This window comes from Pseudoxanthomonas sangjuensis (assembly GCF_010211755.1).
Lineage (GTDB): Bacteria > Pseudomonadota > Gammaproteobacteria > Xanthomonadales > Xanthomonadaceae > Pseudoxanthomonas_A > Pseudoxanthomonas_A sangjuensis.
The window spans coordinates 1-26,606 of the sequence record NZ_PDWR01000003.1; the positions used below are offsets into that span (position 1 = coordinate 1).

Sequence of the window (26,606 nt, forward strand, 5' to 3'; positions counted from 1 at the left end):
GGCTGGCTGGCCTGCTCAACCGCACCGCGCTTGAACTCGGTGCTGAACTTCCTTCGCTTCGACATGAACACTCCTCATGGCCTTGATCGGCCTTCTCGTAAGTGTCCGTGAAAACGGGGGTGAACCCCTGGGTCGGCTGAGGCGCCTGGCTACGATTACGGTCCATTGCTAGATCTTCTCAACGGCCAGCGGGTCGAGCGGGTAACGTTTTACACAGAAGCGGAGCTGGCTCGGCTTGTCGAGCCAGCTCCCTAATAATTCATCCAAGCCGAAGCCACTCCACGGCGCGGCTTAATTCAGGCGCCAAGCACAACGGCTGTACCTCCATCGACCTGGAGTCATGAAGATGCGCAAAGTCTTTCCGGCTCTTCTATGCCTGGCCCCACTCGTCGCCATCGCCGGGGAGCCACTCAGCAAGTTCGGATGGTTCGCCGACATGGTCGGGTCATGCTGGAAAGGGACGCTTCCGGACGGCGTCACCGAGCATTCCCACTGCTACAGCGGCCAGTTCGACCAATTCATCCGCGGCACCGCGACGCTTTCCGCGCAGCAGGACGGCAAGAGGGTGGAGCAATTCCAGGGCGACTCCCTGTTCGCATGGGACGACGAAAACCGGGAAATCATCTACTACATCTGGGGCTCGAACGGCTCGCATAGCCGGCACAAGGCCATGTATGCGGACGGCGACCTGGCATTCCCGATCGAAAGCAAGAAGGAGCCCGGGCGCATCGCGCACCGCCCGCTGCGGCATCGCATCGACAACGACCCGTTCGAAGTGCGGCGCGAAGTGCCCGACGGAGACGGCTGGAAGACCGAGCTGACCGTCCTGTACCGAAGGTCGCCCGGCAACCAGGGCCGCACCCGGCAACCCATCCGGGTCGATGCCGCGTCGCGGCCCGGCTGGATCCGGGCGCTGCGTCCCTAGAACTTCTCCTTGGCGATCTTCCCGTGCAGGCCGTTGACCTGCATCAGTGCCGCCGAGCCGTAGTGCTTGTGGTATTCGGCGACCATCTCGCCGTTGACGATCACCGGGTCGGTCGCCACCAGCTTCTTCGCCTCCTCGATGTCGTCCACCGCAAAGACGAAGATGCCGCGCCAGCCGTCCACCCCGTCGAGCGGCCCGGCGTAGGCCAGCTTGCCCTCGCCCGCCAGCCGCTCGATGTTGGCCATGTGGCCCTTGAACATTTCGTCGCGCGCCTCGCCGTCCGGCACCCGTGTCGGCCCGGTCTTCAGCACCACGAACACGTAGCTGCGCATGCCGTAATCATCGGCGCCCAGTGATTTCGCCAGCTCGGCGTCGTAGGCGGCGGGTTCGCCTTCGGCGACCGCGCCGGCAGGGGGCGTTTGCGCGAAGGCGCAGAAGGCCAACGACAGGCAGACGATGACGGCGGTCGGTTTCGCGATACGCATGGTTCGTCCCCTGGTGGAAGATGCGGGCATCCTACGCCGGGGGATTCACTCGGGCCATCCATGGTCCTCGCCCTGCGGGCGACTGCGCCGTGCGAAGTCGTGCCAATCGGCAATCCTGCCGATTGGCCGAACCCTGCGGCGATTCCCTCCGCCGCATCCTGCAGACAACAAAAAACCCCCTTGCGGGGGCTTTTTGTTGTCTGGCGGGAAGGGGGGGATTCGAACCCCCGGTACGCTATAAACGTACGCCTGATTTCGAGTCAGGTACATTCAACCACTCTGCCACCTTCCCGGGATGGCTTTCCCGGCGCCGTGCGCCGGGGTCGTGCATTTTAGGGATTCGGGGCCTTGCGGACAAGCAAAGCGCCCCTCGCCCGCCCTTCGGGCGCCATCTCCCCACGAGCGGGGAGATGGAGTCGGGGATCAGGCGGTTTCGCCTTCTTCCACGGCCTTCATCGACAGGCGGATGCGGCCCTGCTTGTCGACTTCCCGCACCTTGACCTTGACGATGTCGCCTTCCTTCAGCTTGTCGGACACCTTCTCGACGCGCTCGCTGGAAATCTGCGACACGTGGACCAGGCCGTCCTTGCCCGGGGCGATGGTGACGAACGCGCCGAAGTCCATCAGCTTGGCGACCTTGCCCTCGTAGATGCGGCCCGGCTCGATGTCGCTGGTGATCTGCTCGATGCGCGCCTTCGCGGCCTGCGCGGCGGCGCCGTTGACCGAGGCGATGGTGATGGTGCCGTCGTCCTGGATGTCGATCTGGGTGCCGGTGTCCTTGGTGATCGCCTGGATCACCGAACCGCCCTTGCCGATCACTTCGCGGATCTTGTCCGGGTGGATCTTGATGGTCAGCAGGCGCGGGGCGTATTCGCTCAGCTCGGCGCGCGGCGCGGTCAGCGCCTTGCTCATTTCGCCGAGGATGTGCAGGCGGCCCTGCTTGGCCTGGGCCAGCGCGACCTTCATGATCTCTTCGGTGATGCCGTCGATCTTGATGTCCATCTGCAGCGCGGAGATGCCTTCGGCGCTACCGGCCACCTTGAAGTCCATGTCGCCGAGGTGGTCTTCGTCGCCAAGGATGTCGGACAGGACGACGAAACGGTCGCCTTCCTTCACCAGGCCCATCGCGATGCCCGCGACCGGCGCCTTGACCGGCACGCCCGCGTCCATCAGCGCCAGCGAGGAACCGCAGACCGAGGCCATCGACGAGGAACCGTTCGACTCGGTGATCTCCGAAACCACGCGGATCGTGTACGGGAACTCTTCCAGCGACGGCATCACGGCGAGCACGCCGCGCTTGGCCAGGCGGCCGTGACCGATTTCACGGCGCTTCGGCGCGCCGAAGCGGCCGCACTCGCCCACCGAGAACGGAGGGAAGTTGTAGTGGAACAGGAAGTTCTCTTTGTACTCGCCGGCGATGGCGTCGATGATCTGGCCGTCGCGGGCGGTGCCCAGCGTGGTGATGACGATGGCCTGGGTTTCGCCGCGGGTGAACAGCGCCGAGCCGTGGGTGCGCGGCAGCACGCCGGCCTTCACGCTGATCGGGCGCACGGTGTCGAGGGCACGGCCGTCGATGCGGACCTTGGTGTCCAGCACCGAGTCGCGCATGGTGCGGTATTCGAGCTCGCCGAATTCCTTCGACAGCTCGGCCTTGTCCCAGCCTTCGGCCTCGATGCGGCCGGCCAGCTGCTCGGTCACGTCCTTCTTGATCGCGGCGATGGCGTCGCGGCGCTGCAGCTTGTCGTGGATCTTGAACGCATCGGCCAGCTTGCCGCCGATGGCGGCCTTCAGCTCGGCGATCAGCGCGTTGTTCTTGGCCGGGGCGACCCAGTCGCTGGGCTTGGTGCCGGCTTCGACGGTCAGCTCGTTGATCGCGTTGATGACCTTCTGCAGTTCGCGGTGGCCGAAGGTCACGGCGCCCAGCATCACTTCCTCGCTCAGCAGCGCGGCTTCGGATTCGACCATCAGCACGGCGTTGCTGGTGCCGGCGACGACCAGCTCAAGCTTCGATTCCTTCAGCTCGGACACGGTCGGGTTGAGGATGTACTGGCCATCCTTGTAACCGACCTTGGCCGCGCCGATCGGGCCCTGGAACGGCGTGCCGGCCAGCGCCAGCGCAGCCGAGGCGCCGATCATCGCCGGGATGTCGCCGTCGACTTCCGGGTTCAGCGAGATCACCTGGGCGATGATCTGCACTTCGTTCTTGTAGTCCTCGGGGAACAGCGGGCGGATCGGGCGGTCGATCAGGCGCGAAACCAGCGTTTCCTTCTCGGTCGGACGGCCTTCGCGCTTGAAGAAGCCGCCGGGGATGCGGCCGCCGGCGTAGAACTTCTCGACGTAGTCGACGGTCAGCGGGAAGAAGTCCTGGCCCTCGCGCGCGCTCTTGGCGGCGACGGCGCTGACCAGCAGTACGGTGTCGTCCATGTTGACGATGACGGCGCCGCTGGCCTGGCGGGCGATCTCGCCGGTCTCCAGGGTGACGGTGTGCTTGCCGTACTGGAAGGTTTTGGTGATTTTTGCCACGTTGGTTCCTTGATCTCTGGTTGGACCGCGCGCGACCCCTGCCGCGGGCGGGTGGCCGGATGGCCCGGCCTGTAACTATTGGCGTGAAACTGCTTTTGGTTCCGGAAAAACGAACCGCGGCGCATCGCTGCGCCGCGGCGGGTATCTCGAATTAACGACGCAGGCCGAGTTTCTCGATCAGGGCCTTGTAGCGCTCGACGTCCTTCTTCTTCAGGTAGTCGAGCAGGCTGCGGCGGCGGTTGACCAGCTGCAGCAGGCCGCGGCGGCTGTGGTGGTCCTTCTTGTGGATCGCGAAGTGCTCGCCGAGCTGGGTGATGCGGGCGGTCAGCAGGGCGACCTGCACTTCCGGCGAACCGGTGTCGTTGGCGCCGCGCGCGTTGTCGGCGATGACTTTCTGGGTGTCGATGGACATGGTGTTTTCTCTGTGATGACGCGTGGCCGGCAGGAACGCGGGCTGTCCTCCGCGCGCACCACCTGGTCCGCCTGTCGCTTGTGGAATGGCCGAATGGCCGGGTGCCCGGAAATGGGCGCGCATATTGTAGACGCAGGGGCCTTTTGGAACAAGGCTTTAACCCGCGTTCGGCAGGGGGACGGGCGGCGCGCGCGCTACGGGACCTGCCAGTTGAACAGCCGCTGCGGGGCCAGCCGGCGTTCCGCGTTCAATTCGCCCAGCCCCAGCGCCCGCCCGCTGGCGGCGAACACCGCCACCGTGCCGGCGGGGCCCGGGACCCCGCCGATGCGCTGGCCCTGGACGAAGCGGGCCGCCGCCTCGTCGGTCAGGTCGATCCGTGGCAGGCCGATCAGCCCGGCCTCGACCGGCAGCAGGCAGGCGTCGAGCGCCCGCGGGTCGCGCTCGGCCAGCGCCTGCAGGGCCTCCAGCGTCCACATCCGCGGTTCGCGGAACGGGGCGACCCACAGCCGGCGCAGTTCGGCCACGTGCGCGCCGCAGCCCAGCGCCTCGCCGAGGTCGCGGACCAGGCTGCGCACGTAGGTGCCGGAGCCGCATTCGACCCGCAGCCGCAGCAGCGGCTCGCCGCCGTCGAGCAGGTCGGCGGCCGACAGCAGGTCGAACCGGAAGACCTCGACCGGCCGGCTCTCGACCTCGATGGCTTCGCCCCGCCGGGCCTTGGCGTACAACGGCTCGCCGCCGCGCTTGAGCGCCGAATAGATCGGCGGGCGCTGCTCGATTTTCCCGGTCAGGCCGCGCAGGGCCTTGTCGATCTGCTTGATCGTGTAACGCCCGACTTCGCGCGCGCGCAGCGGCTGGCCATCGGCGTCGTCGGTATCGGTGACGATGCCGAGGCGCGCCACGGCGTCGTAGGCCTTGCGCGAGCCGAGCAGGTTGCCGGCGATCTTGGTCGCCTCGCCGAAGCACAGCGGCAGCAGGCCGGTGGCCAGCGGGTCGAGGCTGCCGGTATGCCCGCCCTTCTCGGCGCGGAACAGCCGCCGCGCCTGCTGCAGCGCCTGGTTCGAGCTGAGCCCGCGCGGCTTGTCGAGCAGCAGGATGCCGTCGAGGCGGCGGAAGGCGGTCTTGGCCGGCTTGGCGGGCTTTTGCGTCATCGGCGCGATTGTAGTGGCCGTGGCCGGAACCTGTGCACTACGCGCGGCCCCATCCACCCGTTATCGTCGGCAGCCGTATCCTTGGCGGCGGGATCATCGCGGCGAATCTCCATGAAGACCGTTTCCATCCTGCTGCTTGCCACTTTCCTGCTACCGCACTTCCCTGCCATGGCCAACGAAGATCCCCATGCCGCCCTCCCCGACGACCTCCGCCAGGCTGTCGCCGATTTCGATCGCGCCCAGTTGCGCAGCGACGAAGCGGAACTGGATCGACTGCTCGCCGACGACTACGTCCTGTACAACAGCCAGGGCCAGGTGGAAGACAAGCGGCAGTTCATCGAGGACTACCGCGGCATGCGTCTGGAACCGTTCCATGTCGAGGACGAGACGGTCCGCCTGCTCGGCGATGCAGTGGTGATGGCAGGCGTGGCAACGCTGAAGGGCACCGACCTCGCCTCCGGTCAGCCCTTCACGGTACGGCTGCGATTTTCGGACATCTGGCGCAAACGAGACGGCCGCTGGCAGGTCGCGTTTACCCAGGCGACACGGGCGCCCTGACGCCGAGGAGCTACTCGCCTTCGCCCAGCGGCTTGTCGCGCAGCAACTGATCGATGCGTTCGCCGCGATCGACCGAATCGTCGTAGTGGAAGTGCAGCTCCGGCACGTGGCGCAGCTTCATCGCCCGCGCCAGCTGCATGCGGATCTCGCGCGCCAGCTGCTGCAGGCCCTTCACCGCTTCGGCCGACTTCTCCGGCATCAATGCGGTGACGAAGACCTTGGCATGGGCCAGGTCGCGGGTGACCTCGACGTCGGACACGCTGACCGACGGCAACCGGTGCTCGCGTACCGCGACGTGCACCAGCGTGCCCAGCTCGCGGCGGAGCTGGGCGGATACGCGGTCGGTGCGATGGAACGACTTGGTCGGCATTACAGCGTCCGCTGCACCTCGATGCGTTCGAAGCACTCGATCTGGTCGCCGGGCTTGACATCGTCGTAGGCCTTCACGCCGATGCCGCACTCGGTGCCGTTGCGCACTTCCTCGACGTTCTCCTTGAAGCGGCGCAGCGATTCCAGCTCGCCTTCGAAGATGACCGTCGAGTCGCGCAGCACGCGGATCGGCTTGTTCTTCTTGACCACGCCTTCCACGACCATGCAGCCGGCGACCGCGCCGAACTTGGAGCTGCGGAACACGTCGCGGACCTCGGCGATGCCGATGATCTCCTCGCGGATCTCCACGCCCAGCAGGCCGGAAGCCACCTGCTTCACCTGGTCGATCACGTCGTAGATGATCGAGAAGTAGCGCAGGTCGACGCCGTTGGCCTCGATGATCTTGCGCGCCGAGGCATCGGCGCGGACGTTGAAGCCGATGACCGTGGCCTTCGAGGTGACCGCGGTATTGGCGTCGGACTCGGTGATGCCGCCGACGCCCGAGGCGATCACGTTGATGCGGATCTGCTCGTTGCTGAGCGCGGTCAGCGCCTGCTTCAGCGCCTCCACCGAACCCTGCACGTCGGCCTTGACCACCAGGTTCAGCACCTGCTGCCCGCCGCCCTTGCCCATCTGCGCCAGGATGTCTTCCATGCGGTTGCCCGCGGCCTGGACCAGGCGCGATTCGCGGCGCTTGGCGTCGCGCTGCTGCGCCACGTCCTTGGCCAGGCGCTCGTCCTCGACCACGACGAAGTCGTCGCCGGCATCCGGCACGCCGGACAGGCCGAGCAGCTGCACCGGGATCGACGGGCCCGCCGACTCCGGCTGCTTGCCGGTTTCGTCGAACAGCGCGCGCACGCGGCCGTACTGGATGCCGCAGACCAGGTAGTCGCCCTTCTTCAGCGTGCCCTGCTGCACCAGCACCGTCGCCACCGGGCCGCGGCCCTTGTCCAGCGAGGACTCGATGACCACGCCGCTGGCGCGGCCATCGACGACCGCCTTCAGCTCGAGCACTTCGGCCTGCAGCGAGATCGCGTCGAGCAGGTTGTCGATGCCCTGCCCGGTCTTGGCCGAGATCTCGACCATCTGGGTGTCGCCGCCGAAATCCTCGGCGACCACTTCCTCGCCGAGCAGCTCGTTCTTGACCCGCGACGGGTCGGCGTCGGACTTGTCGATCTTGTTGATCGCGACGATCAGCGGCACCTTCGCCGCCCTGGCGTGCTGGATCGCTTCCTTGGTCTGCGGCATCACGCCGTCGTCGGCGGCGACGACCAGCACGACGATGTCGGTGAGCTTGGCGCCGCGCGCGCGCATCGAGGTGAACGCGGCGTGGCCGGGGGTGTCGAGGAAGCTGATCGTGCCCTTCGGCGTGTCGACGTGGTAGGCGCCGATGTGCTGGGTGATGCCGCCGGCCTCGCCGGAAGCGACCTTGGTGCGGCGGATGTAGTCCAGCAGCGAGGTCTTGCCGTGGTCGACGTGGCCCATGATGGTGACCACCGGCGGACGCGGCAGCAATTCGCCCTGCACTTCCCCGGAATGCGCCAGCAGCGCGTCCTCGGCGTCGTTGGTATCGGCGCGCACGGCCTTGTGGCCGAGCTCCTCGGTGACCAGCACCGCGGTGTCGTGGTCGATGGTCTGGGTGATGGTGGCCATCACGCCCATCTTGAACAGCGCCTTGACCACCTCGCCGCCCTTCAGCGCCAGCTTCTGCGCCAGGTCGGCCACGGTGATGCTGTCGCCGATCGCGACCTCACGCACGGTCGGCGCGGTCGGGCGCTCGAAACCGTGCGAACCGCCGCGCGAATCCAGCGTGCGCTTGACCGGCTTCGGCTTGCCTCGCGCGGCGCCGCGGCGGGCGCGGTCGGCGGCCGACAGGTGCAGCTGGCCGGCGAAACGGCTGGCCGCGTCGTCGTCCTCGACGCCGGCGACCATCGCATGCGAGCCGCGCGGCTTGAGCTTGTGGGCGCCCGCGCCGCGGTCGTCGACGCGCGCCGGCTCCTTGGCCTTGGCCGGCGTGCGCGGCACGTGGTGGCCGCCCGTGCGCGGCGGCCGCGCCGATTCGTCGCCGTCCTCGGCGGCCAACGCCGCCGCTTCGGCCTCGGCGCGCAGGCGCGCGGCCTCTTCCTCGGCGCGCGCGGCCTCTTCCTGGCGCTTGCGCTCCAGCTCCTCGGCGCGCTTGCGGTCGCGCTCGGCGAGCTGCTGCTGCTCCTGCAGGTTGCGCTGCTTGGATTCCTCCAGCTTGCGCAGGATCTCGGCGCGCTCGGGGTCCGTCTCGGTCGCCGAGGTCGGCGCCGGCGCATCGTTCTCGGTCGGCTTGACGTAGGTGCGCTTCTGCCGCACCTCGACCGCGACCGTGGACTTGGTGCGGCCGGCGCTGACGGTCACTTCCTGCACCTTGCGCCGGTTCAGGGTGATCTTCTTCGGCACGTCGGCGTCGGCGGCCTTGTCGGCCTTGCCGTGCGCCCGCTTCAGGAAGCCCAGCAGCTTGACCTTCTCCATGCTGGTCACGACCTGGTCGGGGCCGCTGAACTTCATGCCGGCCTCGGCCAGCTGTTCCAGCAGTTTTTCGACCGGCGTGTTGACCAGTTCGGCGAGCTTGCGGATGGTGGTTTGTTGCGACATTCGGATCCCGTGGCTTGTGGGCGCTCCCGCGCCGTCGGCACGGGAAACGCTAGATTCTAAGCCCTGCACGAAACAGGGCGGCGTTCATCGCAGTTTCATTCGCCGCGCTCCAGACGGGCGATCTCCTCGGCGCGCGCGGCCAGGATCAACGCGGCGGCGCGCTTTTCGTCCAGCCCCTCGATGCCGAATTCGACCACTTCGTCGGCGGCGAGGTCGGACAGGTCCTCGCTGGTGCGCACGCCGTGCGAGGCCAGCGCGTAGGCGGTTTCCTCGTCCATGCCCTCCAGCGCCAGCAGGTCCTCGGCCGGCTGGTGCTCCTCCAGCACCTCCTCCTCGGCCAGCGCCTCGTTCAGCAGCGCGTCGCGGGCGCGCGAGCGCAGTTCCTCGACGATGTCCTCGTCGAAGCCCTCGACCGCGAGCAGCTCGCCGACCGGCACGTAGGCGATTTCCTCGACCGTGTTGAAGCCTTCGCTGACCAGGATCGCGGCGATTTCCTCGTCGACTTCCAGCTTGTCCATGAACAGCTGGCGGGCGACGGCCTGTTCGGCCTCGGACTTCGCCTGCACCTGGTCGGCGGTCATCACGTTGAGCTGCCAGCCGGTCAGGCGGCTGGCCAGGCGCACGTTCTGCCCGCCCTTGCCGATCGCCTGCGCCAGCCGGTCCTCGGCCACCGCCAGGTCCATCGAGTGCTTTTCCTCGTCGACGATGATCGACTGCACCTCGGCCGGCGCCATCGCGTTGATGACGAAATTGGCCGGGTTCTCGTTCCACAGCACGATGTCGACGCGCTCGCCGTTGAGTTCGTTCGACACCGCCTGCACGCGCGAGCCGCGCATGCCGATGCAGGCGCCGATCGGGTCGGTGCGGGTGTCGTGGGCGATCACCGCGATCTTGGCGCGGTCGCCGGGGTCGCGCGCGCAGGCCTTGATCTCGACTAGGCCCTGGCCGACTTCCGGCACTTCCAGCTTGAACAGCTCGATCATGAATTCCGGCGCGGCGCGGCTGATGAACAGCTGCGGGCCGCGCGGTTCGCTGCGCACGTCGTACAGGTAGCCGCGCACGCGGTCGCCGGCGCGCAGCACGTCGCGCGGGATGCCCTTGTCCTTCGGGATGAAGGCCTCGGCGTTGCCGCCGAGGTCGACGTAGATGTTGCCGCGCTCGGCGCGCTTCACGACGCCGGTGACCAGCTCGCCGACGCGGTCCTTCCACGCATCGACGACCTGCTGGCGCTCGGCCTCGCGCACGCGCTGCACGATCACCTGCTTGGCGGCCTGCGCGGCGATGCGGCCGAAGTCGGGGTTCTCGATCTGCTCCTCGATGTAGTCGCCGACCTCGACGCCCTCGGCCTCTTCGACCGCGTCCATCAGGCGGATCTGCCGGTCCGGCGATTCCATCACCACGTCGTCGGCCACGACCTCCCAGCGGCGGAAGGTTTCGTAGCTGCCGTCCCGCTGGTCGATGGAGACGCGGGTCAGCACGTCCTGGTCGGGGTAGCGCTTCTTCGCCGCCGACGCCAGCGCGGCCTCGATCGCATCGAAGATCGTTTCGCGCGGCACGCCCTTTTCGTTGGCGACCGCATCGACGACGAGCAACAGTTCCTTACTCATTTCTCACTCCGCACGCGGCTGCTTCGCCGCAGGTTGCTTTGGGGTTTTCTTGGCTTTGCCGGCGGGCTTGCCCGCCGACGGCTTCTTCTTCGGTTGCGGCGCCAGGCCCAGCGCCACCCAGTCCGGCACCAGCTTCGCCTTCTCGATGTTGTCGATGGCGACGGAAAACTCGCCGGCGCCCTCGACCGCGAACACCACGTTGTCGCCGTCGACGCGAAGGATCTCGCCCTGCAGGCGGCGGCGGCCGTCCTGCGGCAGCTTCAGCACCGCCTTCGCGGTCTCGCCGGCGAAGCGGGCGAAATGCTCCAGCGCGAACAGCGGGCGCTCGATGCCGGGCGACGACACCTCCAGCGTGTAATTGCCGGAGATCGGGTCTTCCACGTCCAGCTGCGCCGACACCTCGCGGCTGACCTTCTCGCAGTCGTCGATGTCGACCACGCGGGTCTCGCGCTCTGCCTCGGCCACGTCGATGTACAGGCGCAGCGTGGCGCTGCCCGGCGCCGGCAGGTATTCGACGCCCAGCAGTTCCAGCCCGAGGGATTGCACCGTCGGGGCCAGCAACGCCGAGATTTGCTTCGCCTTTTCGCTCACGTGTCGACCAAGTGCTGTTGATGCGCCGGAAACGGAAATCCAGAAACGACAAAGGGCCCGATGGGCCCTTGTCCGATGACGCTGGATGCGAACGCATGGAGCACTGAGCGTTCGCGAGCCCAAGCCCGGGCCAGTAAAAAAGCCTCGGTATTCGGAGGCTTCCATGAACCGGAAATGGTAGCGGGGGCTCGATACCTCCCCTATCTGACATCGCAGATCAGGGTGCCGATCCCTCGCCGAGGCCGGGCATGATACGGGAAAGCGGTAGCTGAGCCAAGCCCGAGGCTGCCGCGAAGAACTCACTCCAGCCGTCCCTCTTCAGGCTCGGGACAGGGCTTAGCGGGACAAGCGGTCCTCCAGCAACCGCGACTGCTCGGCGAATCTTGCCGGATCCGCATCCCGCAACCGCAGCAGGTTCTGCAGCTTCCATCGAATGCCCGGCAGCTGTTCGAGATGGGGCATGCCCAGCAGGGACCAGTCAGGCTCCCCCGCGACCAGCGACAGCAGGAATTGCCGCTCCTGCCCGTCCAGCCCCTCCTGGAGTTCGCGGATCAGGCGATCACGCGCGGCGAGCAACGCGTCGATCGACACGGGTTCGTTGGTCATGCCAACGAAGTTGCGGTCATAGTCGTGCCGGACATCCCGCAGCACGGGGAACAGCACTTCGTGCACGGGCCGGTTGTGGCTGGCCAGATACACGACGAAGGCGCGTCGGATGCCCGGCGTGATGCCCTCGTGCTCGAACAGCTGCATCACGTCGAACAGGTCGCGAGGATGCTGGCGATCCATCGCCGCGACCAGCTTGCCCCCGTACAGATCCTCCAGGGACACCATGGGCACCTCAAGGTCGGCGAGCAGCGTGTCGCGGGCAACGGGCATGAGCCCGGCTCGTCGCACCGGCTGGACGGTACCGCGCATCACGTAATTGACCTCGACCTTGACCTCGATGCCTCCCCGCCGGACCAACAGCTTCGTCTCGGCGCCATCGTCGCCCGGGGCATACGTCTGGAATCCCCGTGTCCCCAATCGCTCGCCGGCCAGCCGGAGGGCCGCACGGATCCGTTCCAGCGCCTGCTCACGCGGCAAGGTGTGGTCGGGGAACACCAGATCCAGATCGACCGACAACCGCGGCATGTCGCGCACGAACAGGTTGATGGCCGTGCCGCCCTTCAGCGCGAAGGTGTCATCGCCCAGGATCATTGGCGCAACCTGCACCAGCATGCGCGCGGTTTCGAGATAGGCAGGCGTCATTGCTTCAGCACCAGTAGCCCTTCGGCCGATCGGGACACCCAGGGACGATCGCTGCCGGTCGGTAGCGTGGCCGGGTCGAGTTTGGCCACCCAGGGCAGCGAGGCTTCCCGGCCAAGTTGCAGGCACAAGCGTACGGTCTTGACGCTGGTGCAGCGCTGCAACAGTTCGCGCAACACGTCCGCGCGCAGGCTATAGGTGCTCTCCACGAGTTCCCGAGCCTCCTGCAACGGCTGGCGGACCCCCACTTCGCTCAGCAATTCCAGCAACGCCCGCTCGGGCATCGAGACCTGGGGTGCCCCTTCGCGCTTCTCGAACGGACCCACATGCAACAGGGCTTCCGGCAGCTCGTCGAACAACCGCTTGCGGTGATACTCGGCGGGGAACCGCTGCACGAACCAATCCGGCAAGCGACCCGCCGCCCAGCCATACAGGTCCAGCACCGGCTGTTGCGATACGTAGTGGCGCAGGCCATGCCAGTCCAGCGCGGTCTTGCCCCCCACGTGCAGGCCCTCCAGCTTTCGTTGCAGTAGGACAAGGCTGGGATGCAGGGCCAGGGGCTCGTTGGGGCGGCAATACACGCCGCGCGCCAGACGGGTCAGCCACCCTGCCCGGACGTAGTGCACGGCCAGATCGGCAGATATGCCCAGTGCTGCCAGATCTTCGGAAGCCACGGGGGCTCCCAGCCTGACCTGGGCATAAAGGGCATTTAGCTTGTTTTTTCCTATCGTAGCCATGCTACGACTATTTCACCCTTTTCAAATAAAGTCAATTTGAAAAAGTAAGTACTGTCGTATTCTAACTACGATTCGTTCAAATATATCAAATGCTTGCGTCGTCAAGGCACTGGTTACCTTGTCAGCGCCTGCCTGACCAACGCAGGAGCCAGCCCTACCCTCTTGCGGGATTCGGGCGGAATGAGCGCGGCAAACCAGGCGACATCATGGCTCCAAACGCCAATCTTGCTTGACGCGCCGCAGACGCCACCCGCAAGTCGTCATCGTAGTGATCGATGCAATCAGCAGCACCAGTTGCACGAACACCAGGAACTCGACTGCCATCGGCGGATGCGACACCCACGCAAGCCAGGCAAAGCCGACCGACATCAGTGCCAATGCGGCAGGAAGGACAAACACGGTCGAAAGAACCAGCTTGCTGAAATCTGCTTCCAACTCCTGCGCTTGAGTCGAATGCTCCCGATTCGAGCGTCCTGCATGCATCAACAGCACCCGACGCCAGTGCCGTGCATGCAATGCGTAACGACGGATGCTCAACAGGCGCGTCATCTGTGCAGCGAGTATCCGTCTGATCGTCCACAAGACTGCTGGCAGCCTGCTGCTCTGCTACGTCGATCACCACGACAAGGCCTATCAGTGGGCCGAGCGTCGCATGCTGGAAACACACCCCACCACCGGCGCTGCACAGCTGGTCGAGATCCGCGAGCGCGTACAGGAAATCTCCATTCCCAAGTACGTGGAAACGGCCAAGCCAGCGCCGAAGACACTGTTCGCCAAATACAGCGACGAACAGTTGCTTGCTTACGGCGTGCCCCCGGAGTGGCTGGGGGATGTGCGCGTGGCGGATGAAGACAGTCTGCTGGAACTGGTGGATCACCTCCCCGGTGAGGCTGCCGAGGCCCTGCTGGAGCTGGCGACCGGTGGCACGCCGGTCGTGCCCAGGCCCATTGAGAAGTTCGAAGAACCAAGAACACATTCCTTCTGCTCGCGGCGGTACCTGGTCGTGGACCGCCATCCGTGGCGACCAGAAGCAGGGCTGCGGCATCCTGGCAAATCCCATCTATGTGGGTCGACAGATCTGGAACCGCAGCGACTGGGTTAAACACCCGGATACCGGGCGTCGCATCCGGAAAGAACGGCCCATGAACGAATGGGTCATTACCGACAAGCCAGAGCTGGCGATCATTTCCCAGGAAGTCTGGGATGCGGCCCAGGCACGTCAAAAGGCGCTCAGCAATCGCAGCGTCAATCCGGGACGACACCCCCGCTACCTTTTCAGCGGCTTTCTGCGCTGCCCTCAATGCGGAGGTCCGATCGTCGCCATCGATCGCTACCGGTATGGATGCAGCACGTTCAAGGACCGCGGCCCGTCCGTTTGCTCAAACAGGCTTCGCTTCCCTCGCGCCGATGCGGATGCAGCGTTGCTTGCCGGCATCAAGGAGCAGTTGCTCACGGACGAAGCATTCGAGCGATTCCAGCAAGGAGTAAAGCTCGCATTGGAACAGGCAAGAGCGCAGGACGACACCAGGGCGCGGCTTGCAGCCGCCGAGCGCGAGCACGAGAACCTGATGCGGGCGATCCTCGCGGGGATCGTCACACCCGCGACGAAATCCCGGCTCATCGACCTGGAGAACCGGATCTCTGCCCTTCGTGCCGAAATGGCATCCGCAGCGCAATCCGAACCGGCACAGCTGATTCCCCGGCTGCGGGAGATCTGGCGGAAGATAGTTGCGTCCCTCGAGGACTACAGTCGCGACCACGCCGCGGCTCGGGAAGCCATCAGGGAGCTCATTGGCGAGCGGATCTACATAAAAGAAGAAGGCGGCGACCTCGTTGCCGAGATCACCGCCTCTTCAGAACACTCTGACTCGGAGCAGCCAAGTCAGATAACGGTGGTAGCGGGGGCAGGATTTGAACCTGCGACCTTCGGGTTATGAGCCCGACGAGCTGCCAGACTGCTCCACCCCGCAGCAGAAGCGGAATTATGGTGATTGGCGCCGGCTTTTGCAAGCCCGCGGTCCGATCCCCCGGCCGCGGCGACCGGAAGGACGGGTTCGGTTCAGGCCGCGAACGCCTTCACGCACCACGCCATGATCGGGTTCCACCACAGGCCCAGCGCCAGCAGGCCCAGCGCGTTGATGCCGAACACCACCGGCAACACGCGGCCCGCGCGCGGCGGATGCGCCTCGCCGACCGGCTCGTCGAAGTACATCACCTTGATCACGCGCAGGTAGTAGAACGCGCCGACCACCGCGCAGACCACGCCGAGGATCGCCAGCCAGACCAGGTCGCCGCCGAGCGCGGCGCGCAGCACCGCCAGCTTGGCCCAGAAGCCGAGGAACGGCGGCACGCCGGCCAGCGACGCCATCACGCACAGCACCAGGCCGGCCTGCCACGGGCTGCGCGCGTTCAGGCCCTTGAAGTCGTCGATCTGCTCGGCCTCGAAGCCCTGCCGCGACAGCACCACGATCGCGCCGAACGACGCCACCGACATCAGCGCGTAGCTGATGCCGTAGAACAGCGACGCGGCGTAGCCGGTGGCGCCGCCGCCGGCGAGGCCCAGCAGCAGGAAGCCGATGTGCGAGACCGTCGAATACGCCAGCATGCGCTTGAGGTTGGTCTGGGCGATGGCGACCACGTTGCCGATCACCAGGGAGACCGCGGCCAGCCCGGCCAGCAGCAGTTGCCACTGCTCCGACAGCGGGCCGACGCCGCCCTCGAGCAGGCGGTAGGCCATGCCGAACGCGGCCAGCTTCGGCCCGGCGCTGATGAACAGCGTGATCGGGGTCGGCGCGCCCTGGTAGACGTCCGGCAGCCACATGTGGAACGGCGCCGCGCCCAGCTTGAAGGCGATGCCGGCGACCAGGAACACCACGCCGGTCAGCAGCAGCGCACGGTCCGGGGCGTTGGCGATGGCGGAATGGATCGCGTCGAGGCGCAGCGTGCCGGTGGCGCCGTAGATCAGCGACATGCCGTACAGCAGCAGGCCCGAGGCCAGCGAGCCGAGCACGATGTACTTCATCGCCGCTTCGGTCGACAGCCCGTCGTCGCGGTTCAGCGCGACCAGCGCGTACGAGCACAGCGCCAGCAGCTCCAGGCCCAGGTAGGCCATCACCAGGCTGCCGGCCGAGACCAGCACCATCATGCCGGCGGTCGCGAACAGCACCAGCACCGGCACTTCGCCCGGATACAGGTTGCGCTCGCGCAGGTACGGCCAGGCGTAGACCAGCGACAGGCCGCTGACCAGCAGGATCACCACCTTGGCCACGTCGGCCAGGGTGTCGCGCACGAACATGCCGTTGAACACCGTGCCCTGCCCGCCGCAGCCGGCGGCGATCATCCACAGCACGCCGGCCAGCAGCAGCAGGGTCAGCGCGTGGGTGACGATGCGCCGGCGGTTGTCCACGAACAGGTCGAGGATCAGCAGCACGAAGGCGCCGGCGACCAGGGTCACTTCCGGCAGCAGCGGCAGCAGGTCGGCGGTGGAGGGGAGCAGCGGAGTGGTCATGCGTTCTTCCTTACAGCAGCTTGCTGTTGGCCAGCTGCAACGCCAGTTGCGCGATCGACGATTCCATCAGGTCGGTCAGCGGCTTCGGATACAGGCCCAGCGCCAGCGTGCCGGCGGCGAAGCCGCCCAGCACCAGCGCCTCGCGCCAGTTCACGTCGCTCAGCCCGGCCACGTGCGAATTGGCGACCTCGCCGTAGACCACGCGCTTGACCAGCCACAGGGTGTAGGCCGCGCCGATGATCAGGGTCAGCGCCGCGGCGAAGGCGATGTACGGGTGCTTCTGGAAGCTAGCCAGGATCACCATGAACTCGCCGACGAAGCCGCTGGTGCCCGGCAGGCCGGCATTGGCCATGCCGAAGAACACAAACAGCACCGCGAACCACGGCATGGTGTTGGCCACGCCGCCGTAGTCCTTGATCATGCGCGTGTGCATGCGGTCGTAGAGCACGCCGACGCAGGAGAAGGTCGCGCCCGAGACCAGGCCGTGCGAGATCATCTGCACCATCGCGCCCTGCAGGCCCAGCCGGGCCGCGTCGAGGTTGGCGAAGTCGCGGACCAGGCCGAAGCCGATGAAGGTGCCCAGGGTGACGAAACCCATGTGCGCGACCGACGAGTACGCGATCAGCTTCTTCATGTCGTCCTGGACCAGCGCGACCAGGCCGACGTAGATCACCGCGATCAGCGACAGCGCGATCACCAGCCATGCCCACTCGTGGCCCGCGTCCGGCAGGATCGGCAGGCTGAAGCGCAGGAAGCCGTAACCGCCGATCTTCAGCGCGATCGCCGCCAGGATCACCGAACCGGCGGTCGGCGCCTCGACGTGCGCGTCCGGCAGCCAGGTATGCACCGGGAACATCGGCACCTTGACCGCGAACGCGACCAGGAAGGCGAAGAAGATCCAGGTCTGTTCCTGCATCGTCAGCGGCAGCGCGTACAGGTCGGCGAACTGGAAGCTGCCGCCCTTCAGGTACAGGTAGATCAGGCCCACCAGCATCAGCACCGAGCCGAGGAAGGTGTACAGGAAGAACTTCAGCGCCGCGTAGATGCGCCGCGGCCCGCCCCAGACGCCGATGATCAGGAACATCGGGATCAGCATGGCCTCGAAGAACACGTAGAACAGGATCGCGTCGGTGGCGGCGAAGATGCCGACGGTGACGCCCTCCAGGATCAGGAACGCGGCCACGTACTGGGTCACGCGCTTGCTCACCGAGCCCCACGCGCCGAGCAGGGTCAGCACGGTGACGAAGGTGGTCAGCAGGATCAGCGCGATCGAGATGCCGTCGGCGCCGAGCGCGTAGCGGATGTCGAAGCTCGGCACCCACGCATGGTCCTCGACGAACTGCAGCGCCGGGTTGGCGCGGTCGTAACCGGTCCACAGCGGCAGGCTGAGCGCGAAGGTCGCCAGCGCGACCGCCAGCGACGACCAGCGCGCCATGCGCACGCGTTCGTTGCCGAGGAAGAGGATCAGCGCGCCGCCGATGATCGGCAGCCAGATCAGGATACTGAGCAGGGGCCAGTTCGCCACGAGGTCTTGTCCGTGCAGGTCAGCGCCAGTACTTGATGAGCGCGGCCAGAAGAACGATCAGGCCGAGGATCATCGCGAAGGCGTAGTGGTAGAGGAAACCGGACTGGGTGCGGCGCAGCAGGCTGGCGGCCACGTCGACCACCCGCGCGCTGCCGTTGACCGCGACGCCGTCGATCAGCTTGCTGTCGAAGAAGCGCGACAGCTTGCCCAGCTGCACGCCGCCGCCGGCGAAGCCGTTGATCCACAGGTGGTCGGCCCAGTATTTCTGGTCGAGGATGTTGGCGAGGAACGCGCCGAGCTTGCTGTGGCGCATCTTCGCCGGCAGTTCCGGGCGGAACAGGTACAGGAAGGTCGCCAGGGCGAAGCCGGCCAGGGTCAGCCAGAACGGCCACGCGGTGAAGCCGTGCAGCGCGAACCGGACCGGACCATGCCAGGCTTCCTCGCCGACCGTGGCGACGGTGTCGCGCGCCGATTCGTAGAACTGGATCGCCGCGCCGAAGAAGTTCGTCGCCGGCCACGGGCCGTGTTCGGCGGCGTGGTGGCCCAGCCAGTCGGTGCCGAACAGCATCGGACCCGCGGTGAAGAAGCCGATCAGGACCGACGGGATCGCCAGCAGGATCAGCGGCACGGTCACCACCTTCGGCGATTCGTGCGGCGTGTGCGCGTGGCGGTCGTCGTGGCCGTGGCCGTGCGTCTCTTCGTGCTCGTGCGCGAGTGCTTCCTCGTGCTCGGTGGAATCCGCTTCCGGCGCGATGTAATGGTCCGGCGCCGGGTCGTGGAAGCGTTCCTTGCCGTGGAAGGTCAGGTACAGCAGGCGGAAGCTGTAGAAGCTGGTCACGAACACGCCGGCCAGCACCGCCCAGTAGCCGTAGCTAGCGATCCAGTTGTGCGCCTCGTGGGCGTGGACCGCGGCGGCTTCGATGATCGTGTCCTTCGAGTAGAAGCCGCTGAAGAACGGCGTGCCGACCAGGGCCAGCGTGCCGATCACGCTGGTGGCATAGGTGATCGGCATGTACTTGCGCAGGCCGCCCATCCGGCGCATGTCCTGCTCGTGGTGCATGCCGATGATCACCGAGCCGGCGGCCAGGAACAGCAGCGCCTTGAAGAAGGCGTGGGTCATCAGGTGGAACACCGCCGCCGAGTACGCCGACACGCCCAGCGCCACGGTCATGTAGCCCAGCTGCGACAGCGTCGAGTACGCGACCACGCGCTTGATGTCGTTCTGCACGATGCCGATCAGGCCGGTGAAGAACGCGGTGGTGGCGCCGATGAACAGCACGAAATTCAGCGCCGTTTCCGACAGCTCGAACAGCGGCGACATGCGCGCGACCATGAAGATGCCGGCGGTGACCATCGTCGCGGCGTGGATCAGCGCCGAGATCGGGGTCGGGCCCTCCATCGAGTCCGGCAGCCACACGTGCAGCGGCACCTGCGCCGACTTGCCCATCGCGCCGATGAACAGGCAGATGCAGATGATCGTGGCGATCTGCCACGGGTGGCCCGCGACCAGCTCGACGCTGGCGCCGGCGATCAGCGGCGCGCTGGCGAACACCTGGCCGTAGTCCAGCGTGCGGAACACCAGCAGCACCGCGGCGATGCCGAGCAGGAAGCCGAAGTCGCCGACGCGGTTGACCAGGAACGCCTTCAGGTTGGCGAAGATCGCCGTCGGCCGCTTGAACCAGAAGCCGATCAGCAGGTACGAGACCAGGCCCACCGCTTCCCAGCCGAAGAACAGTTGCAGGAAGTTGTTGCTCATCACCAGCATCAGCATGCTGAAGGTGAACAGCGAGATGTAGCTGAAGAAGCGCTGGTAGCCCGGGTCGTCGGCCATGTAGCCGATGGTGTAGACGTGGACCAGCAGCGAGACGAAGGTCACCACGACCATCATCATCGCGGTCAGGTTGTCGACCATGAAGCCGACATGGAACGAAAACGCGCCGGTCTGCAGGAAGGTGTAGACGTTCTGGTTGAACGGCGAGGCGCCCTGCCCGACCAGCTGGTACAGCACCCAGCACGAGATGGCGCAGCTGGCGGCGACGCCGAGGATGGTGACCCAGTGCGCGCCGGCGCGGCCGACCTGGCGGCCGAACAGGCCGGCGACGATGCTGCCCAGCAGCGGCAGCAGCGGCACCAGCAGCAACAGGTTCTTCGAAAGGACGATTTCTTCGGTCATCGGGACATCAGCCTTTCAGGGAGTCGACTTCGGCCACGTTGATCGTGCGCCGGCTGCGGAACAGCGCGACCAGGATCGCCAGGCCGATTGCCGCTTCGGCGGCCGCGACGGTCAGGATGAAGAACACGAACAGCTGCCCGGCCGGGTCGCCGAGCTGGCGCGAGAACGCGACGAAATTGATGTTGACCGACAGCAGCATCAGCTCGATCGACATCAGCAGCACGATCACGTTCTTGCGGTTGAGGAAGATGCCGGCCAGGCTGATGCAGAACAGCACCGCGCCGAGGAAGAGGATGTGTCCGAGGGCGATCACGGCTGGGCCTCCTTGGTTTCGGCGACGGCCGGCGCCGGCGTCTCCGCCGGCATGCGGACCAGGCGGACGCGGTCGGAAGCCTTCACCCGCGACTGCTCGCCCGCGTTCTGCATCTTCACCCCGGTGCGCTTGCGCAGGGTGAGCATCACCGCCGCGATCACCGCCACGGTCAGGATCACCGCGGCGAATTCGAACGGCAGCAGGAATTCGGTGAACAGCGTGTTCGCCAGCCAGGTGATGTTCGAGGCGTCGGCGGCCTGCGACGCGGCGTTGGCCGGCAGCGGGTCCATGCTCTTGGCCTTGATCCCGATCAGCGCCAGCATCTCGACCAGCATCGCCACCGCGACCACCAGGCCGACGGGCAGGAACCTGACCCAGCCTTCGCGCAGCTTGGCGACGTCGATGTCGAGCATCATCACCACGAACAGGAACAGCACCATCACCGCGCCGACGTAGACCAGCACCAGCGCCACGCCGAGGAATTCGGCGCCGACCAGGATCCAGGTGCAGGCCACCGAGAAGAAGGTCAGGATCAGGCACAGCACCGCGTGCACGGGGTTGCGCAGGCTGATCACGCCGAGCGCGGCGATGGCCGCGATCAGGGCGAAGGCGTCGAAGGTAATCAGTACCCAGTCCATCGTGCTCTCTTCGTCGTGTTCTCAGCGGTAGGCGGCGTCGGCGGCGCGGCGCTCGGCGATCTCGGCTTCCAGTCGGTCGCCGATCGCCAGCAGCTGCGGCTTGGTGACGATGTTCTCGCCGCGCTTCTCGAAGTGGTAATCCAGGATGTGCGTCTCGACGATCGAGTCCACCGGGCAGCTTTCCTCGCAGAAGCCGCAGTAGATGCACTTGAACAGGTCGATCTCGTAGCGCGTGGTGCGGCGGGTGCCGTCCTCGCGCCGGGTCGAGTCGATGGTGATCGCCAGCGCCGGGCACACCGCCTCGCACAACTTGCAGGCGATGCAGCGCTCCTCGCCGTTCGGGTAGCGGCGCAGCGCGTGCAGGCCGCGGAAGCGCGGCGACTGCGGGAAGCGCTCGAACGGGAAGATCATGGTGTATTTCGGCTTGAAGGCGTACTTCAGCGTCAGCCACAGGCCGCCGAGCAGCTCCAGCAGCATCAGGCTCTTGAAGTAATGGACGATCTTGTTCATTTCCTCAGACACCCTTCTGCACGTAGCCGTAGAACACCAGCAGCGCCGCGACCGCGATCCAGGCGATGGTCAGCGGGATGAACACCTTCCAGCCCAGGCGCATGATCTGGTCGTAGCGGTAGCGCGGGAAGCTGGCGCGGAACCAGATGTAGGCGCTCATGAAGAAGAACACCTTGACGAACAGCCACGGCCAGCCGCCCTTCCACAGCCAGTCGACGAACGGCGAGACGTCGCCGAGGTCCAGCCAGCCCTGCACCGGGCTCAGCCAGCCGCCGAGGAAGAAGATCGTGATCAGGAAGCTGATCAGGATCATGTTGGCGTATTCGGCCAGGAAGAACAGCGAGAACGCGGCGCCGGAGTATTCGACCATGTGGCCGGCGACGATCTCCGATTCGCCCTCGACCACGTCGAACGGCGCGCGATTGGTCTCGGCCACGCCGGACACCCAGTACACGACGAACAGCGGCAGCAGCGGCAGCCAGAACCACTCGAACAGGCCGGCGTCGCCGCGCTGCGCTTCGACGATCCCGGACAGGTTCAGCGTGCCGGCGGCGATCATCACGCCGACCAGGGCGAAACCCATCGCGATTTCGTAGCTGACCACCTGCGCGGCCGAGCGCATCGCGCCGAGGAAGGCGTACTTCGAGTTCGACGCCCAGCCGGCGAGGATGATGCCGTACACGCCGAGCGAGGTCATCGCCAGCAGGTACAGCAGGCCGGCGTTGGCGTTCGACAGCACCAGCTGCACGTCGAAAGGCACCACCGCCCACGCGGCGAAGGCCGGGGCCAGGGTGATCAGCGGGGCGAGGATGTAGATCGTCTTCTGCGCGCTGCTCGGCTCGATGACTTCCTTGAACAGCAGCTTGAACACGTCGGCGAAGGCCTGGAACAGGCCGCCGAAGCCGACGTACATCGGCCCGTGGCGGACGTGCATCCAGCCGATCAGCTTGCGCTCCCAGACCACGTAGAAGGCCACGGCGACGATGACCGGCACCGCGATCACCAGGATCTTCAGCACGGTCCACAGCACCAGTCCGCCGGCGCCGAGGGCGAGGAACCAGTCGCGCAGCGGGCCGGCCAGGTTGATCAGCAACTCGTTCATGCGGCCACCACCGTGATGCGTCCGGCGCCGAGCGGCGCGGTCGCGCCATGCCCGGCTTCGATCCAGGCCGCACCTTGCGCGACCGCCTTGTCGACGACGACCGGCAGGCTGGCGGTGCCCGCGGCCGAGCCGACCTTGGCCACCTGCCCCGCCGCCACGCCCGCGGCCTGCGCGTCGGCCGGGTTCAGCACGATGCGCGGGCCGACGTTGAGCGGATGCGCCTGCAGCGCGGCGGCGCGGCGCACCGTGGCGTCGGGGCGGTAGATGCCGGTGGCGGCGACGGCCTCGAGGCCGCCCGTTTCGACCGCGGGCGCGGCCGACGCGTTCGGCGCGAACGCCCCATTGCGCGCGCCGACCAGCGCGCGCGCGCCGGCCAGGTCGGTGAATTCGAACGCCGGCAGCCCCAGTTCGCCGCCGAGCGCGCGCAACACGCGCCAGCCGTCGCGCGCCTCGCCCGGCTGCTTGCCGCCCGGCAGCGCGATCTGCACGGTGCCGTCGAGGTTGACCAGCGTGCCCTCGATTTCCGGCAGCGCGCCGATCGGCAGGATCACGTCGGCGACCGCGCGGGTGGAAGCGCAGGCGTAATGGCTGAACGCGACGACCCTGGCCGCGCCCAGCGCCTGCATCGCGGCCGCGGGATCGGCGAAGTCGAGGCCCGGCTCGATGCCGTAGATCACGTAGGCCTTGCGCGGGTCGGCGAACTGCGGGGCGACGGCGCGGCCCTTCGGCAGGAAACCGATCTGCGCGAGGCCCAGCGCATTCGCGCCCTGCGGGATGCGGCACAGCTTCGCGCCGGTCGCGGCGGCGAAATCGCGCGCGGCCTTGCGCAGCTGCGCGGCCTGCGGGTGGTTCTCGGCGATCGCGCCGACGATGACCGCCGCGTGGTTCGCGCCCTTCGCCGCCTCGACCAGCGCGGCGTCGCCGAGCGCGCCGGCCAGTTGCGACGGCGGCACGATGCGCTTGCTCGCCGCGGAGAAGGTGAAGTCGAAGTCGACCGGGTTGACCACGTGCACCTTCGCGCCGTTGCGCACCGCCTTGCGGATGCGCTGGTGCAGCAGCGGCAGTTCGTGGCGGATGTTGCTGCCGAAGACCACGATGGCGTCGGCCTTCTCGATCTCGGCCAGCGGCATCGCGAACGGCTCGGCCACGGCGGCATCGGAGAAGTCGCGGTTGGAGATGCGGTGGTCGATATTGCCGCTGCCCAGTTCCTCGGCCAGCGTGGCGAGCAGGCCGCCCTCTTCCGCCGAAGTCGCCGGATGCGCCAGCACGCCGAGGTCGTCGCCCCGGTTGGCGCGCAGGATTTCCGCGGCGGCGTTCAGCGCCTCGGCCCACGACACCTCGCGCCATTCGCCGTCGATCTTGCGCAGCGGCTTCACCGCGCGGTCTTCGGCGTACAGGCCCTGGTGCGAATAGCGGTCGCGGTCGGACAGCCAGCACTCGTTGACCGCCTCGTTGTCGCGCGGCACGGTGCGCAGCACTTCACCGCGGCGCACGTGCAGGAACAGGTTGCTGCCCATCGCGTCGTGCCAGCCCAGCGACGGGCGCGCCTGCAGGTCCCACGGCCGCGCGCGGAACTGGAACACCTTGTTGGTCAGCGCGCCGACCGGGCACACGTCGACGACGTTGCCGGACAGCTCGGTGGTCAGCGGCTTGCCGTCGTAGGTGCCGATCTGCAGGTTCTCGCCGCGGTACATGCCCCCCAGCTCGTAGGTGCCGGCGATCTCCGCGGTGAAACGGATGCAGCGCGTGCACTGGATGCAGCGGGTCATCTCGGTGGCGACCAGCGGGCCGATGTCCTCGTCCGGCACGGTGCGCTTGCGTTCCTGGAAGCGGCTGACCGAACGGCCGTAGCCCAGCGACAGGTCCTGCAGTTCGCACTCGCCGCCCTGGTCGCAGATCGGGCAGTCGAGCGGATGGTTGATCAGCAGGAACTCCATCACGTTGCGCTGCGCCTTCAGCGCCTTCTCGTTGCGCGTGAACACCTTCATGCCGTCGGCCACCGGGGTGGCGCAGGCCGGCGACGGCTTCGGCGCGGAACGACCGCCCATCTCGGTGTCGACCAGGCACATGCGGCAGTTCGCCGCGATGGCCAGCTTGTCGTGGTAGCAGAAGCGCGGGATCGCGATGCCGGCCTTGTCCGCGGCCTGGATGATCATCGAACCCTTCGGCGCGGCCAGTTCGACGCCATCGATGAAGATGGTGACGTGGTCCGGCGGAAGGTTCGGGTTGACGGGCTGGGCGCTCATGCGGCCACCTTTTCGATCACGGTTCCCGCCTTGATGTCGTCGACCAGGAAGCGCTTGTTGACGATCGCGTATTCGAATTCGTGCCAGAAGTGGCGCAGGAAGCCCTGCACCGGCCACGCCGCGGCTTCGCCGAAGGCGCAGATGGTGTGGCCTTCGATCTGCCCGGCGGCGGTGCGCAGCATCTGCAGGTCTTCCAGCGTCGCCTTCTGCTCGGCGATGCGGGTCAGCATGCGGTACATCCAGCCGGTGCCTTCGCGGCACGGCGTGCACTGGCCGCAGCTTTCCTTGAAATAGAAGCGGCTGATGCGCTGGCAGGCGCGGACCATGCAGGTGGTCTCGTCCATGACCACGACCGCGCCCGAGCCGAGGCCGGAGCCGGCCTTCTGGATGCTGTCGTAGTCCATGGTCAGGCCCATCATCGTCTCGCCCGGCAGCACCGGCATCGACGAGCCGCCCGGGATGACCGCCTTGATCTTGTGGCCGTTGCGGATGCCGCCGGCCATTTCCAGCAGCTCGGCGAACGGCGTGCCGAGGCGGATCTCGTAGTTGCCCGGCCTGGCGACGTGGCCGGAAACCGAGAAGATCTTGCAGCCGCCGTTGTTCGGCTTGCCCAGGTTGAGGAACCACTCCGCGCCGTTGCGCACGATCGCCGGCACCGAGGCGTAGGTCTCGGTGTTGTTGATCGTGGTCGGCTTGCCGTACAGGCCGAAGTTGGCCGGGAACGGCGGCTTGAAGCGCGGCTGGCCCTTCTTGCCTTCCAGCGACTCCATCAGCGCAGTTTCCTCGCCGCAGATGTAGGCGCCCGCGCCCAGCGCGTTGTAGATGTCGATGTCGACGCCGCTGCCGAGGATGTTCTTGCCCAGCCAGCCGTTGGCGTAGGCCTCGGCGGTGGCTTCCTCGAGGTGCTCGAACGGCTCGTGGTGGAACTCGCCGCGCAGGTAGTTGTAGCCGACGGTCGAGCCGGTGGCGTAGCAGGCGATCGCCATGCCCTCGATCACCGCGTGCGGGTTGTAGCGCAGGATGTCGCGGTCCTTGGCGGTGCCCGGCTCGGATTCGTCCGAATTGCAGAGGATGTACTTCTGCATGTCGCCCTTGGGCATGAAGCTCCACTTCAGGCCGGTCGGGAAGCCCGCGCCGCCGCGGCCGCGCAGGCCGGACTGCTTGACCATCTCGACGACGTCGGCCGGCGGGATCTTCTCGGTCAGGATCTTGCGCAGCGCCTGGTAGCCGCCGGTCTTCAGGTAGTTCTCGTACGCCCACGGCTTGTCGAAGTGCAGCGTGGTGTAGACGGCCTGGTGCTCCTTCGGCGCGGGGCCGACGGGGCCATAGCCTTCGGATTTGTGCGGGTGGTGTGCCATGCCGCGAC

At 66.9% G+C, this 26,606-nt stretch carries 24 protein-coding genes, 2 tRNA genes and 1 pseudogene; 4 read left to right on the plus strand and 23 right to left on the minus strand.

Features of this window, described 5'->3' with window-relative positions:
• The first annotated feature begins 340 nt into the window (after positions 1–340).
• Positions 341–925: a hypothetical protein gene (locus tag CSC71_RS01915; RefSeq protein ID WP_162372661.1), complete on the plus strand. Its 585-nt coding sequence runs from the start codon at positions 341–343 to the stop codon at positions 923–925.
• On the opposite strand, the gene CSC71_RS01920 is transcribed toward CSC71_RS01915, so the two are convergent.
• From CSC71_RS01920 to truB, 5 genes are all read right to left on the minus strand, one after another.
• A complete protein-coding gene (locus CSC71_RS01920; RefSeq protein WP_162372662.1) occupies positions 922–1,410 on the minus strand; it encodes a YciI family protein in 489 nt (162 codons plus the stop codon). The genes CSC71_RS01915 and CSC71_RS01920 overlap by 4 nt on opposite strands.
• Before the next feature lie 201 nt (positions 1,411–1,611).
• A tRNA-Ser gene (locus tag CSC71_RS01925) sits at positions 1,612–1,702 on the minus strand.
• A 131-nt stretch (positions 1,703–1,833) separates the two neighbouring features.
• Positions 1,834–3,933 (minus strand): polyribonucleotide nucleotidyltransferase, encoded by a 2,100-nt coding sequence (gene pnp / locus CSC71_RS01930; RefSeq protein ID WP_162372663.1) that lies wholly within the window; start codon positions 3,931–3,933, stop codon positions 1,834–1,836.
• Positions 3,934–4,084: 151 nt separating this feature from the next.
• Positions 4,085–4,345, minus strand: a complete 261-nt coding sequence (gene rpsO, locus CSC71_RS01935) for a 30S ribosomal protein S15 (protein ID WP_162372664.1) — start codon at positions 4,343–4,345, stop codon at positions 4,085–4,087.
• Positions 4,346–4,539: 194 nt separating this feature from the next.
• Positions 4,540–5,493 carry a tRNA pseudouridine(55) synthase TruB gene (gene truB / locus CSC71_RS01940; RefSeq protein WP_162372665.1) on the minus strand — a complete coding sequence of 318 codons (954 nt, stop codon included), beginning with the start codon at positions 5,491–5,493 and terminating at the stop codon, positions 4,540–4,542.
• A gap of 111 nt (positions 5,494–5,604) precedes the next feature.
• On the opposite strand from truB, the gene CSC71_RS01945 reads away from it, so the two are divergent.
• Complete coding sequence (locus CSC71_RS01945; RefSeq protein WP_162372666.1) at positions 5,605–6,051, plus strand: nuclear transport factor 2 family protein; 447 nt, start codon at positions 5,605–5,607, stop codon at positions 6,049–6,051.
• Positions 6,052–6,061: 10 nt separating this feature from the next.
• On the opposite strand, the gene rbfA is transcribed toward CSC71_RS01945, so the two are convergent.
• The 7 genes from rbfA to CSC71_RS01980 all read right to left on the minus strand — a co-directional run bounded on the left by rbfA (position 6,062) and on the right by CSC71_RS01980 (position 13,774).
• On the minus strand, positions 6,062–6,421 hold the full coding sequence (gene rbfA, locus CSC71_RS01950; protein ID WP_162372667.1) for a 30S ribosome-binding factor RbfA: 360 nt from the start codon (positions 6,419–6,421) through the stop codon (positions 6,062–6,064).
• Positions 6,421–9,042, minus strand: coding sequence for a translation initiation factor IF-2 (gene infB / locus CSC71_RS01955; RefSeq protein ID WP_162372668.1), 2,622 nt, complete (start codon positions 9,040–9,042; stop codon positions 6,421–6,423). Before infB ends, rbfA begins: the two co-directional genes overlap by 1 nt.
• 95 nt (positions 9,043–9,137) lie before the next feature.
• On the minus strand, positions 9,138–10,649 hold the full coding sequence (gene nusA, locus CSC71_RS01960) for a transcription termination factor NusA (RefSeq protein WP_162372669.1): 1,512 nt from the start codon (positions 10,647–10,649) through the stop codon (positions 9,138–9,140).
• A gap of 3 nt (positions 10,650–10,652) precedes the next feature.
• Positions 10,653–11,240: a ribosome maturation factor RimP gene (gene rimP / locus CSC71_RS01965; RefSeq protein ID WP_162372670.1), complete on the minus strand. Its 588-nt coding sequence runs from the start codon at positions 11,238–11,240 to the stop codon at positions 10,653–10,655.
• Positions 11,241–11,576: 336 nt separating this feature from the next.
• Complete coding sequence (locus tag CSC71_RS01970) at positions 11,577–12,491, minus strand: nucleotidyl transferase AbiEii/AbiGii toxin family protein (protein ID WP_162372671.1); 915 nt, start codon at positions 12,489–12,491, stop codon at positions 11,577–11,579.
• Complete coding sequence (locus tag CSC71_RS01975) at positions 12,488–13,225, minus strand: type IV toxin-antitoxin system AbiEi family antitoxin domain-containing protein (RefSeq protein WP_162372672.1); 738 nt, start codon at positions 13,223–13,225, stop codon at positions 12,488–12,490. Before CSC71_RS01975 ends, CSC71_RS01970 begins: the two co-directional genes overlap by 4 nt.
• Positions 13,226–13,429: 204 nt before the next feature.
• Entirely contained in the window at positions 13,430–13,774 is a 345-nt protein-coding gene (locus CSC71_RS01980; protein ID WP_162372673.1) for a hypothetical protein, read from the minus strand.
• Here CSC71_RS01980 and CSC71_RS01985 point away from each other — a divergent pair.
• Positions 13,755–14,327, plus strand: a complete 573-nt coding sequence (locus tag CSC71_RS01985) for a hypothetical protein (protein ID WP_246191927.1) — start codon at positions 13,755–13,757, stop codon at positions 14,325–14,327. The two genes, CSC71_RS01980 and CSC71_RS01985, sit on opposite strands and share 20 nt — an antisense overlap.
• A pseudogene (locus tag CSC71_RS15720) lies at positions 14,239–14,601 on the plus strand (recombinase family protein); the annotation flags it as partial. The gene CSC71_RS01985 and the pseudogene CSC71_RS15720, both read left to right, overlap by 89 nt.
• A gap of 3 nt (positions 14,602–14,604) precedes the next feature.
• Here the strand turns inward: CSC71_RS15720 and CSC71_RS01995 are convergent.
• The 11 genes from CSC71_RS01995 to nuoF all read right to left on the minus strand — a co-directional run bounded on the left by CSC71_RS01995 (position 14,605) and on the right by nuoF (position 26,598).
• Complete coding sequence (locus CSC71_RS01995; protein ID WP_162372674.1) at positions 14,605–14,985, minus strand: hypothetical protein; 381 nt, start codon at positions 14,983–14,985, stop codon at positions 14,605–14,607.
• Positions 14,986–15,118: 133 nt separating this feature from the next.
• A tRNA-Met gene (locus tag CSC71_RS02000) sits at positions 15,119–15,195 on the minus strand.
• Positions 15,196–15,284: 89 nt separating this feature from the next.
• Positions 15,285–16,733, minus strand: coding sequence for an NADH-quinone oxidoreductase subunit NuoN (gene nuoN, locus CSC71_RS02005; RefSeq protein ID WP_162372675.1), 1,449 nt, complete (start codon positions 16,731–16,733; stop codon positions 15,285–15,287).
• A 10-nt stretch (positions 16,734–16,743) separates the two neighbouring features.
• Positions 16,744–18,258, minus strand: a complete 1,515-nt coding sequence (locus tag CSC71_RS02010; protein WP_162372676.1) for an NADH-quinone oxidoreductase subunit M — start codon at positions 18,256–18,258, stop codon at positions 16,744–16,746.
• Positions 18,259–18,277: 19 nt separating this feature from the next.
• Positions 18,278–20,431, minus strand: coding sequence for an NADH-quinone oxidoreductase subunit L (nuoL, locus tag CSC71_RS02015; RefSeq protein ID WP_162372677.1), 2,154 nt, complete (start codon positions 20,429–20,431; stop codon positions 18,278–18,280).
• Positions 20,432–20,438: 7 nt separating this feature from the next.
• The gene (gene nuoK / locus CSC71_RS02020; protein ID WP_162372678.1) at positions 20,439–20,744 is read right to left on the minus strand and encodes an NADH-quinone oxidoreductase subunit NuoK; all 306 of its coding nucleotides are present in this window, start codon (positions 20,742–20,744) and stop codon (positions 20,439–20,441) included.
• Positions 20,741–21,382, minus strand: a complete 642-nt coding sequence (locus tag CSC71_RS02025) for an NADH-quinone oxidoreductase subunit J (protein WP_162372679.1) — start codon at positions 21,380–21,382, stop codon at positions 20,741–20,743. Before CSC71_RS02025 ends, nuoK begins: the two co-directional genes overlap by 4 nt.
• Before the next feature lie 21 nt (positions 21,383–21,403).
• Positions 21,404–21,892, minus strand: a complete 489-nt coding sequence (nuoI, locus tag CSC71_RS02030) for an NADH-quinone oxidoreductase subunit NuoI (RefSeq protein WP_162372680.1) — start codon at positions 21,890–21,892, stop codon at positions 21,404–21,406.
• 4 nt (positions 21,893–21,896) lie between these two features.
• Complete coding sequence (nuoH, locus tag CSC71_RS02035; protein ID WP_162372681.1) at positions 21,897–22,994, minus strand: NADH-quinone oxidoreductase subunit NuoH; 1,098 nt, start codon at positions 22,992–22,994, stop codon at positions 21,897–21,899.
• Entirely contained in the window at positions 22,991–25,240 is a 2,250-nt protein-coding gene (nuoG, locus tag CSC71_RS02040) for an NADH-quinone oxidoreductase subunit NuoG (RefSeq protein WP_162372682.1), read from the minus strand. Before nuoG ends, nuoH begins: the two co-directional genes overlap by 4 nt.
• Complete coding sequence (nuoF, locus tag CSC71_RS02045) at positions 25,237–26,598, minus strand: NADH-quinone oxidoreductase subunit NuoF (protein WP_162372683.1); 1,362 nt, start codon at positions 26,596–26,598, stop codon at positions 25,237–25,239. The genes nuoG and nuoF overlap by 4 nt, the downstream gene beginning before the upstream one ends.
• Positions 26,599–26,606 lie beyond the last annotated feature (8 nt).